General features: G+C 75.2%; 1 protein-coding gene. It reads right to left on the reverse strand.

Annotated features, from left to right (window positions below):
• Window positions 1–18: 18 nt before the first annotated feature.
• Window positions 19–11931, reverse strand: a complete 11913-nt coding sequence (locus ACWD3C_RS26780) for an SDR family NAD(P)-dependent oxidoreductase (RefSeq protein ID WP_451148152.1) — start codon at window positions 11929–11931, stop codon at window positions 19–21.
• Window positions 11932–11996 lie beyond the last annotated feature (65 nt).

Genomic DNA, 11996 nt, shown 5'->3' on the forward strand with positions numbered 1-11996 from the left:
CGGCATGAATCCGGGGCGTCACGAGATGCCCAGCTGGTTGTCGATGAGGTCGAATATTTCGTCGTGCGTGGCAGACTCGATGCGGTCCGTGGTGACCTGGCCGCCGTTGTGTCCGGCGGGTTCGGTGGCTTCCAGTCGGGCCAGCACCTCGCGCAGCCGCTGGGAGAGCCGGTCGCGGTCGGGGGCGTCCGGCGCCAGGCCGGCGACCAGTTCCGCGAACCGGTCCAGCTCCGCGAGTGGCGCGGGAGTCGCGGCCGAGCGGCGCCGGCCGGTGGTGGTGGCGAGGTGGCGGGCCAGTACTTCGGGGGTCGGGTGGTCGAAGACCATGCCCGCGGGCAGCCGTACGCCGGTCGCGGACGACAGCCGGTTGCGCAGCTCCACGCCGGTGAGGGAGTCGAAGCCGAGTTCCTTGAACGCCCGGGTGGGCTGGACCAGTTCGGGCGAGGGGTGGCCGAGGACGGCCGCGGCGTGACTGCGGACCAGGTCCAGCAGCACGCGGTGGGCGTCCGCCTCGGACAGCCGGGCGAGCCGGTCCGCGAGGCCGGAGGCCTCCCCGCCGCCGGCGCCGTCCGCCGCGGCGGCCCGTCGGCGCGGCGCCCGGACCAGGCCGCTCAGCAGCGCCGGGACGTCCTGTCCGCTGCCGGCACGCAACGCGGCGGTGTCCAGTCGCGCGGCCAGCAGGTAGGCGTCCTCCGAGAGGAGGGCCGCGTCGAACAGCGCCAGCCCTTCCACGGAGGTCAGCGGGGTGACACCGCTGCGGTTCATCCGACGCAGGTCCACCTCGCCGAGATGGCCGGTCATGCCGCTGCGCTCCTCCCACATGCCCCAGCCGATCGAGAGGCCCGGCAGGCCCTCGGCACGGCGGCGCTCGGCGAGCGCGTCCAGGGCCGCGTTGGCGGCCGCGTAGTTGGCCTGGCCTCCACCGCCGAGCAGGGCGGCGGCGGAGGAGAACATCACGAACGCGGCCAGGTCGTGGTCCCGGGTCAGCTCGTGCAGGTTGAGCGCCGCGTCCGTCTTCGGGCGCAGTACGCGTTCCAACTGGTCGGCGGTGAGGGAGGAGACCACGGCGTCGTCGAGCACGCCGGCGGCGTGGACCACGGCCGTCAGCGGGTGCTCGGGGGGCACGTCGGCCAGGACCTCGGCGAGCCGGTCGCGGTCGGCGGCGTCGCAGGCGGCGACGCTCACCTCCGCGCCGAGCACGGCCAGTTCGGCACACAGCTCGTCCGCGCCGGGGGCGTCCGGGCCACTGCGGCTGGTCAGCAGCAGCTGCCGCATCCCGTGTTCGGTGACGAGGTGACGGGCCACCAGACGGCCGAGGGTGCCGGTGCCACCGGTGATCAGGACGGTGCCGTCGGGGTTCGGGGAGGCGGGCGGCAGCAGCACGTTCTTGCCGGTGTGCCGGGCCTGGCCGACGTACCGGAACGCCTCGGGGGCCCGCCGCACGTCCCAGCAGGTGAGCGGCAGCGGGGTGAGGGTGCCCTGCCGGAACAGGTCGAGGATCAGGTCGAGCATCTCCGCGATGCGCTCCAGGCCCGCCTCCGCCAGGTCGTACGCCCGGTAGCGGACCCCGGGATGCGCGGCGGCCACGGTGTCGGCGTCGCGGATGTCGGTCTTGCCCATCTCCAGGAACCGCCCGCCGCGCGGCAGCAGCCGCAGGGAGGCGTCCACGAACTCCCGTGCCAGGCAGTCCAGTACGACATCGGCGCCGCGCCCGTCGGTCGCGTCGAGGAAGCGGTCGGCGAAGTCGAGGGTGCGGGAGGAGGCGATGTGCGCGTCGTCGAGGCCGAGGCCGCGCAGGACGTCCCACTTGCCGGGGCTCGCGGTGCCGTACACCTCGGCCCCGGCGTGCCGGGCGAGCTGGACGGCGGCCATGCCGACGCCACCGGCCGCGGAGTGCACCACGACCGTCTCCCCCGCCGTCAGGCCACCGAGGTCGAACAGGCCGTAGTGGGCGGTGAGGAAGGCGATGGGCACCGCGGCGGCCTGAGCGTAGGACCAGCCGGGCGGTATCGGGGCCAGGGTGCGCCGGTCAGCGACCGCGACGGGGCCGAAGGCGCCGCCGAAGACACCGAACACACGGTCGCCAGGGGCGAGATCGGTCACCCCGGGGCCGGTCTCCAGGACGGTGCCGGCCCCTTCGCTGCCGAGCACCCGCTGGTCGGGGGCGAGGCCGAGGCTGACCGCGATGTCCCGGAAGTTCAGGCCGGCTGCGCGGACAGCCACCCGGACCTCGCCGGGGGCCAGCGGGGCACTCGCCTCCGGTGAGGGCACGAGCGCGAGGCCGTCCAGGCTTCCGTCGCCGGTGGCGTCCAGCCGCCAGGCCGATTCGCCGGGCGGCGGCGTCAGCGTCCCGGGCCGGCCGGCCCGGGCCAGCCGGGGTACGAGCGGGTTCCCCGCGCGTACGGCGAGCTGCGGTTCCCCTGCGGCGAGGGCCCAGCCGAGCATGCGGGGCAGTGCGTCCGCCGACTCGCCGGTGTCGTCCAGGTCCAGCAGGACGAAACGGTCCGGGTGCTCGGTCTGGGCGGCCCGGACCAGCCCCCAGGCGGCGGCCTGCGCCGGGTCGGCCGGGTGTCCGCCGGGCCCGGTCGCGACCGCGTGCCGGGTGACGACCACGAGGGGTGCGTCGCCGGAGCGGGCGTCCGCCGGCCACTGCCGTACGACGTCGAGGGTGGCGGCTGCGGTGTCCCGGATACGGGCGGCCTCGTCGGGGCCGGGGGCGGTGGGGCAGGTCCAGACGACCGCCGTGGGCGCGTCCGGGTCGGGGGCGTCGAAGTGCGCCCAGCCGGTGAGCGGGGCGGTGGTTTCGGCGCCACCGGGGGCCGGTGTCCAGTCCAGGCGGTACAGCCCGTCCCGCCCTGCCACGGCTGCGGCGAGCAGGTCCGGGGCCAGCGGGCGCAGTACCAGTGACTCGGCGGACAGGACCGGCTGCCCGGTCGGGTCCCAGGCGTCCAGGCTCACCGCGTCGGGCCCGGCCGGGCCGATCCGGATCCGCAGTGCGGCGGCCCCGGCGGCGTAGGCGGTGACGCCGTTCCAGGAGAAGGGCAGCCGCGCCGGGCCGGGCCGGTCGTCGAGCAGGGCGGACGCCTGGAGGGCGCCGTCCAGCAGGGCCGGGTGGACGAGGTAACCGCCGCTGTCCGACTGTCGTTCGAGCGCGATCTCGGCGTAGACGTCGGTGCCGTTGCGCCAGGCGGCGCGCAGCCCCTGGAAGGCGGGGCCGTAGAGGTATCCGGCCTCGGTGAAACGGTCGTACACGCCGTCCAGTTCGACCGGCTCGGTACCGGCCGGCGGCCAGGCGGCGGACGCGGGCGGGCCGTCGGCACGGTCGCCGGGGGCCAGGGTTCCGGTGGCGTGCGGGGTCCAGTCCGCGCCGGGGTCCGTCTCGGCCCGGGAGTACAGGCCGAGGGGTCGCCTGCCGCTGTCGTCGGGCGGTCCGACGCGCAGCTGGACGTGGACGGCGTCCCGCTCGGGGAGGACCAGCGGGGACTGCAGGATCAGTTCGTCGACCAGGGCGCTGCCGGCCTCGTCGGCGGCGCGCAGGGCGAGTTCCAGGAAGGCGGTGCCGGGCAGCAGGTTCGTCCCGGAGACGACGTGGTCGGCGAGCCATGGGTGGGTCCTGTGCGACAGCCGCCCGGTGAGGACTTGCTCCCCGGAGTCGGCCAGGTCGACGGCGGCACCCAGCAGCGGGTGGTCCGTGGCACCCAGCCCGGCGGCGGCCACGTCTCCGGTGCGGACCGGGGCGTCGAGCCAGTAGCGGGTGCGCTGGAAGGCGTACGTGGGGAGGTCCACCCGCCGAGACACCGGGCCCACAGGCCGGAATCCCGTGCCTGCGCCGCCACGGAGGGCCGCGGGCCAGTCGACGGGCACGCCTTGAACGTGGGCCTCGCCCAGCGAGAGCAGTAGCCTGTCCTCTCCTCCGTCGTCGCGGCGCAGGGAGCCGACGACCACGCCCGTGGACGCGGTGTCCTCCAGCACCTCCTGAACGGCCGGGGCCAGCACGGGGTGCGGGCTCGTCTCGACGAATGTGGTGAATCCGGCGCCGGCCAGGGCCCGCACGGCGGGCTCGAACTCGACGGTGTTGCGCAAGTTACGGAACCAGTAGTCGGCGGTGAGTTCGGGCCCTTCGATCCAGTCGGCCTCGAGTGTGGAGAACATCCGGGTGCCGGCCGCGGTGGGGCTGATACCGGACAAGGCGTCGAGCAGTTCCGCCCGGAGGGGGTCCATCCCGGCGGAGTGGGACGCATAGTCGACTTCGATGCGCCGGGCGCGTACGCCGTCCGTCTCGCAGGAGGCAAGGAGTTCCGCCAGAGCCACGGTCTCGCCGGCGACCACGGTGGAGCACGGACCGTTCACCGCGGCGACCGAGATCTTCTCACCCCAGCGGGCCAGCAGTTCGCGGGTGCGGTCGGCGGGCAGCGCCACCGAGGCCATGCCGCCGTGCCCGGCGACCGCGCGCAGCAGCTTGCTGCGCAGGGCGACGACCTTGGCGCCATCCTCCAAGGACAGGGCCCCGGCCACCACGGCAGCGGCGATCTCGCCCTGCGAGTGGCCGAGGACGGCGTCCGGCTCGACACCGTACGACCGCCAGGTCTCGGCCAGCGAGACCATGACGGCCCAGAGCGCGGGCTGGACCACGTCGACCCGTTCCAGATCCGTGGCGGATGCCAGGACCCCGGTCAGGGACCAGTCCACGTGGGGGGCGAGGGCGCGTTCGCATGCGGCCATGCGGTCGGCGAAGACCGGCGAGGAGTCGAGCAGGGCGAGCGCCATGCCGGTCCACTGGGCGCCCTGGCCGGGGAAGACGAACACGGTGCGCCCGACGGCGGTCGCGGTGCCCTGGGCCACGGAGGCGAGGGGTGCGTCGGCGGTCAGGGCCCGCAGGCCGGCGGTCAGGTTCTCGCGGTCGCCGACCAGGACGGCGCGGTGGTCGTGCCGGCTGCGGGTGGTGGCGAGGGCGAGACCGATGGCGGCGGCGCTGTGGTCGGGGTGGGCGTCCGCGTGGTCGGCGAGCCGTTCGGCTTGGGTGCGCAGTGCTTCGGGGGTGTGGCCGGAAAACACCCAGGGGACGGCCCGTCCTTCAGCGGCGGGCGCGGGCTCCGGCTCCGCGATGTCCTCGTCGATGTGCTCCAGCACCAGGTGGGCGTTGGTGCCACTCATGCCGAACGAGGAGACTCCGGCGCGGCGGGGGCGGTCGGGGTCGGCGGGCCAGGAACGCTCCTCGGTCAGCAGCTCCACCGCACCCGCAGACCAGTCGACCTGCGGCGTCGGCTCGTCCACGTGCAGCGTCCGGGGCAGCACCCCGTGCCGCATCGCCTCCACCATCTTGATCACACCACCCACCCCGGCGGCCGCCGAGGTGTGCCCGATGTTCGACTTCAACGACCCCAGCCACAGCGGCTCTTCGCGGTCCTGGCCGTACGTGGCCAGGACCGCCTGCGCCTCGATCGGGTCCCCGAGCCGGGTCCCCGTACCGTGCGCCTCGACGACGTCGACCTCACCAGGCGACAGCCGGGCGTCGGCCAGCGCCGCACGGATCACCCGCTGCTGCGAAGGACCGTTGGGTGCCGTCAGCCCATTGCTCGCCCCGTCCTGATTCACCGCAGACCCACGCACCACCGCCAGCACCCGGTGACCGTTGCGGCGCGCGTCGGAGAGGCGCTCCAGGAGCACCATCCCCACGCCCTCGCCGAAGCCGACTCCGTCGGCGGCCGCGGCGAAGGGCTTGGAGCGGCCGTCGGAGGCCAGGCCGCGCTGGCGGCTGAACTCGACGAACAGTTCGGGGCTGGACATGACGGTGACGCCACCGGCCAGGGCGAGGGAGCACTCGCCGGAGCGCAGCGCGCGCACCGCGAGATGCAGGGCGACCAGCGAGGACGAGCACGCCGTGTCGACCGTCACCGCCGGGCCCTCCAGGCCCAGGACGTAGCTGACGCGGCCGGACACGACGCTGCCCGAGTTGCCGGCGCCGAGGAAGCCCTCGACCTCCTCGGGGATGTGGGGCAGGAGCCGGGCGGCGTAGTCCTGGTGCATCACGCCGACGAAGACTCCGGTCGCGCTGCCGCGCAGCGTCGCCGGGTCGATGCCCGCGCGTTCCAGCGTCTCCCAGGAGGTCTCGAGCAGCAGCCGCTGCTGCGGGTCCATCGCGAGGGCCTCACGCGGGGAGATCCCGAAGAAGCCCGCGTCGAACTCCCCCGCGTCGTACAGGAAGCCACCCTCCCGCGCGTACGACGTGCCGTGGCGTTCGGTGTCGGGGTCGTAGAGGGCGTCCAGGTCCCAGCCCCGGTCGGCAGGGAAGGCGGCGATGCCGTCGGTGCCGGAGGAGACCAGGTCCCACAGGTCCTCGGGCGAGCGGACGCCGCCGGGGTAGCGGCAGCCCATGGCGACGACCGCGATCGGGTCCTCGTCGGTCGCCGCGCCGCCGGTGGTGGCCGGGACGGCGGCCTCCCGTCGGCCGGGGTCCGCGCCCAGCAGTTCGCCGCCGAGGTGCGCCGCGAGGACCTCGGGAGTCGGGTGGTCGAAAACGAGGGTGGCAGGCAGCCGCAGCCCGGTGGCGTTGCCCAGGCGGTTGCGCAGGTCGACGGCGGCCAGCGAGTCGAAGCCGAGGTCCCGGAAGGCTCGTCCGGCCTCGACGGCCTCGGGTGACGGGTGGCCGAGCACGGCGGCGACCTGACCGCGGACCAGATCGAGCAGTTCGCGGCGGCGGCCGGAGGCGTCCAGGGCGGCGAGCCGCTCCGCCAGGGGGCTCCGCTCGCCGTCGTCGGCGGCTGCGGCGAGGGCGACCTGCCGGCGGGCAGGCAGCCGGACGACACCGTGCAACAGGCGGGGCACGGGTTCGCTCGCGGCTCGGGCGCGCAGCGCGGCGGTGTCCAGCCGGAGGGCCACCAGCAGCGGTTCGTCCACGGTGAGCGCGGTGTCGAGGAGGGCGAGGCCCTGCCGGTCGGTGAGGGGCGGCAGGCCCGAGCGGGCGATGCGGCGGACCTCGTCGTCACCGAGGTGGCCGGTCATGGCACTGCGCTGCTCCCACAACGTCCAGGCGATGGACCGCCCGGCCAGGCCCTGTGCCCGACGGTGGTGGGCCAGGGCGTCCAGGAAGGCGTTGGCGGCGGCGTAGTTGCCCTGCCCGGGGCCGCCGAAGGTGCCGGCGGCGGAGGAGAAGAGCACGAAGGCCGCGAGGTCCGCGTCGGCGGTGAGCCGGTGCAGGTTGAGCGCCGCGTCGGTCTTGGGCCGCAGGACGGCGTCGATCCGCTCGGGGGTGAGCGAGGAGACCACCCCGTCGTCGAGCACACCGGCGGCGTGCACCACGGCCGTCAGTGGGTGGCTGGCGGGTACGTCGGCCAGGACCTCGGCGAGCCGCTCGGCGTCGGCCGCGTCGCAGGCGACGACGCTCACCTCGGCGCCGAGCGCGGCCAGTTCGTCGCGCAGCCCGTCCGCGCCGGGGGCGTCCGGGCCACTGCGGCTGGTCAGCAGCAGATGCCGTACTCCGTGTTCGGTGACGAGGTGACGGGCGACGCGGGCGCCGAGCAGACCGGTGCCACCGGTGATCAGGACGGTGCCGTCGGGGTCCAACGTCGGCGCCGCGTCGTCCTGTACGGGGATCCTGGCCAGTCTCGGCACGAGGACCTGGGTGCCGCGCACCGCGAACTGCGTCTCGCCGGTGGCAGTGAGTACGGCGGCGAGGGCGGCCGACGGAGCTGCGGCTGGGTCGGCAGCCGGGTCGAGGTCGACGAGGTGGAAGCGGTCCGGGTGTTCGGTCTGGGCGGAGCGCACCAGCCCCCACACCGCGCTGTGCGGCAGGTTCGGTACGTCCTCGGCGGGGCCGGCCGCGATCGCGCCCCGGGTGACCAGGACGAGCCGTGCCCCGGTGAACCGGTCGTCGGCGAGCCAGTCCTGGACGAGGGCGAGGGCGTCGTGCACGGCGGTGCGGGTGGTGTCGGCGAGCCCGTCGGCCTGATCGTCCGGGGCGGCGGCCGGGGCCGCGCCGAGGTCGGCCAGCACGAACTCCGGCACGGGTACGTCGGCGTCGAGGGCGTCGCGCAGTGCGGCGAGATGGGGGTAGCGGGTGGGCTCCGGGGTGTTCGGGGCGAGTTGGCCGACGCCCGGCGCCGCGACGGAGTCCAGGATCGCCCAGGAGGCCGACGCGGGGCCGGGCAGCACCGGGCGGACGGGCGTCCAGTCGAGGCGGAAGAGGGAATCGTGGTGGCGTCCGGCGCCCGGGGCCGTGAAGTTCCCCGCGGCGACCGGCCGCAGGGCGAGGCCCGCGACGGTCAGGACGGGCCCTCCGGCCGGGTCGAACGCCCGTAGCGACACCGTGTCCGGTCCGGCGGGGGTGATCCGCACACGCAGACCGGTCGCGCCCTGCGCGTGCAGGACGGCCCCGGTCCAGGCGAACGGCATCCGGCCCTCGGCGGACTCACCGAGGCCGGTCGCGTGCAGGGCGCCGTCGAGGAGGGCGGGATGCAGCCCGAACCGCGCGGCATCGGCCTGCTGCTCGGACGGCAGGCTCGCCTCCGCGTACACCTCCTCCCCCAGCCGCCACACCGCACGCAGCCCCTGGAACGCCGGCCCGTACCCGAACCCGCCCTCCGCGAACCGCTCGTACAACCCGTCCAGTTCCACCGGAACCGCGCGCGCCGGCGGCCACACGACCGACTCGCCTGACTCCGTCTCAGCGACGGGAACCAGCAACCCGCGCGCATGGCACGTCCACGGCACGTCGTCCGTGCCTTCCGGGCGGGCGTGCAGGCTCAGCGGGCGTCGCCCGTCCCGGTCCGGGGCGCCGACGGAGAGTTGTACGGCGACGCCGCCCTCCGGGGGCAGTACGAGCGGGGCCTCCAGGGTGAGTTCCTCGACCTGGCCGCAGCCGACCTGGTCGCCGGCCCGGACCGCCAGTTCCAGGAAGGCGGTGCCGGGCAGCAGGGCGGCGTCGCGGACCGCGTGGTCGGCGAGCCAGGGGTGGGTGCGGGTGGAGAGGCGGCCGGTGAGGAGCAGGCCGTCCCCGTCGGCGAGGGCGACGACCGCGCCGAGCAGCGGGTGGTCGGCGGCGGCGAGCCCGGCCGAGGCCATGTCGCCCTGGGGCGCGGCGGAGTCCTCCAGCCAGTACCGGCGCCGCTGGAACGCGTAGGTGGGCAGCTCGGCCCGGCGGGTGCGCCACCCGGCGTAGGCGGCCCGCCAGTCGACGCGTGCGCCGTGCACGTACAGCTCGCCGACGGCGGCGAGGAACCTGTCCCGGCCGCCGTCGTCGCGGCGCAGCGTGCCGGTGACCACGGCCTCCTCGGCCCCGGCCGCCCTGACGGTCTCCTCCATCGGAACGGTGAGCACCGGGTGGGGGCTGATCTCGACGAGGATGTGGTGTCCGGCGGCCAGCACGGCGCGGGTGGCCTGTTCGAACTCGACCGTCTGGCGCAGATTCCGGTACCAGTAGTCGGCGTCCAGGCCGGTGGTGTCGAGAGGCTCGGCGGTGACGGTGGAGTAGAAGGGGATGTCCGAGGGGCGGGGGCGGATGCCGGCCAGCAGCCGGAGCAGTTCGTCGTGGATGCGCTCTACGTGGGCGCTGTGCGAGGCGTAGTCCACGGGGATCCGCCGAACCCTGAGGTCGCGGGTGGTGAGTTGGTCGATCAGCTCGTCCAGCGCCGGCTGGTCGCCGGAGACGACCACCGATGCGGGCCCGTTGACGGCCGCGACGGACAGCCGGCCGTCCCAGGCGGTCAGCAGGGCGCGGACCTCGTTGACGGGCAGGGGTACGGACGCCATGCCACCGGCCCCGGCCAGCGCGACGATGGCCTTGCTGCGCAGCGCGACGACCTTGGCGCCGTCCTCCAGAGACAGGGCTCCGGCGACCACGGCGGCGGCGATCTCGCCCTGGCTGTGCCCGGCGACGGCGGACGGCTCGACGCCGTACGACCGCCAGAGCGCGGCCAGCGAGACCATCACGGCCCACAGCGCGGGCTGGACGACGTCGACCCGGTCGAGCGGCGGGGTGTCGGGGGCGTCGCGCAGTACGTCGGTCAGGGACCAGTCGGTGTAGGGGGCCAGGGCGCGTTCGCAGTCGGCGATCCGCTCCGCGAAGACCGGGGCGGAGTCCAGCAGCCCGGCGGCCATGCCGGTCCACTGCGATCCCTGACCGGGGAAGACGAAGGCGGTGTCGCCGCCGGGGGCGCCGGTCCCGCGCAGCAGTCCGGGCTCGGGGGTGTCCTCGGCCAGGGCCCGCAGGCCGCGCATGAGCCCGTCCTCGTCGGCGGCGATCACGACGGCGCGGTGTTCGAGGGCGGCCCGGGTCGTGGCCAGGGCATGGCCGACGTCGAGGGGCCGCTGTCCGGGGTGCTCGTCGAGGTGGGCGGCGAGGCGGCGGGCCTGGGCCCGCAGGGCCTCGCGGCTGCGGGCGGAGACCGGCCACGGCAGGGCCGTCGGAAGGCCGGGGGCGCCGGTCTCGTCGGCCTCGCCGTGGAGGGCCTCGCCGGACGAGTCGGCCTCGCCGTCGGCTGCCCGGTCGGACGAGTGGCCGTCCTCATGGGAGTCCTGGCCGGGCAAATCGGTCTCGGGCCCCGCCTGTTCGAGAACGACGTGCCCATTGGTGCCACTGATACCGAAGGACGACACGGACGCCCGGCGCGGGGCGCCGGTCTCCGGCCAGGGCACGGCCTCGGTGACCAGTTCCACGGCGCCGGAGGACCAGTCGACCGTGGGGGTGGGCTGCTCGGCGTGCAGCGTGGGCGGCACGGTGCCGTGCCGCATCGCCATGACCATCTTGATGATGCCGCCGACGCCTGCCGCGGCCTGGGTGTGGCCCATGTTGGACTTCAGCGAGCCGAGCAGCAGGGGCCGGTCCGCGGGCCGGTCCTGGCCGTAGGTGGCGAGAAGCGCCTGCGCCTCGATGGGGTCGCCGAGCGGGGTGCCGGTGCCGTGCGCCTCGACCACGTCGACCTCGGCGGGGGCGAGCCCGGCGTCGGCCAGCGCCCGCCGGATGACCCGCTGCTGGGCGGGCCCGTTGGGGGCGGTGAGGCGGCTGCTCGCGCCGTCCTGGTTCACGGCGGTGCCGCGTACCAGGGCGAGAACGGGGTGGCCGTTGCGACGGGCGTCCGAGAGGCGTTCGAGGAGCAAGATGCCGACGCCCTCGCCCCAGCCGGTGCCGTCGGCCCCGGCGGCGAAGGACTTGCAGCGGCCGTCGGCGGCGAGCCCGCCCTGCCGGCTCATCTCGACGAACGGCACCGGCGTCGACATGATCATGGCGCCGCCGGCCAGCGCCAGCCCGCACTCCCGCCGACGCAGGGCCTGGGCGGCCAGATGGAGGGCGACCAGCGAGGACGAGCATGCAGTGTCCACCGTCACCGCCGGGCCCTCCAGGCCGAAGGTGTAGGAGAGCCGGCCGGAGGCGACGCTGTCGGAGTTGCCGTTGCCGATGTACCCCTGGATGTCGTCGGGGACCTGGCGCAGTCGCAGGGCGTAGTCCTGGTACATCACGCCGACGAAGACCCCGGTGTCGCTGCCGCGCAGCCCGCCCGGGTCGAGACCCGCGCGTTCGAAGGCCTCCCAGGTGGTCTCCAGGAGCAGCCGCTGCTGCGGGTCCATGGCGAGCGCCTCGCGGGGCGAGATGCCGAAGAAGCCGGGGTCGAAGTCGGCGGCGCCGGTGAGGAACCCGCCTTCGGCGGCGAACGTCGTTCCGGGGCGCTCCCGGGTGGGGTCGTGCAGGGCGCCGAGGTCCCAGCCGCGGTCTGCGGGGAAGCCGGAGACGGCGTCCGTGCCGGAGGCGACGAGCTGCCACAGCTCCTCCGGGGACTCGACTCCGCCCGGGTAGCGGCAGCTCATGCCGACGATGGCCACGGGTTCCTGCTGCTGGGCCTCCACTTCCTGCAGCCGCCGCCGGGTGCGGTGCAGGTCGGCCGCGACCCGCTTGAGGTAGTCGCGGAGCTTGTCGTCGTTCAGCGTGCCGTCAGTCACTGTGCACCGTCACCTTCGGGGCCTTCGAGCGGGAGGGCTCGGGCGTGGGGAGTCGCCGCTCGGCG

The organism is Streptomyces sp. NPDC002845, assembly GCF_053591955.1.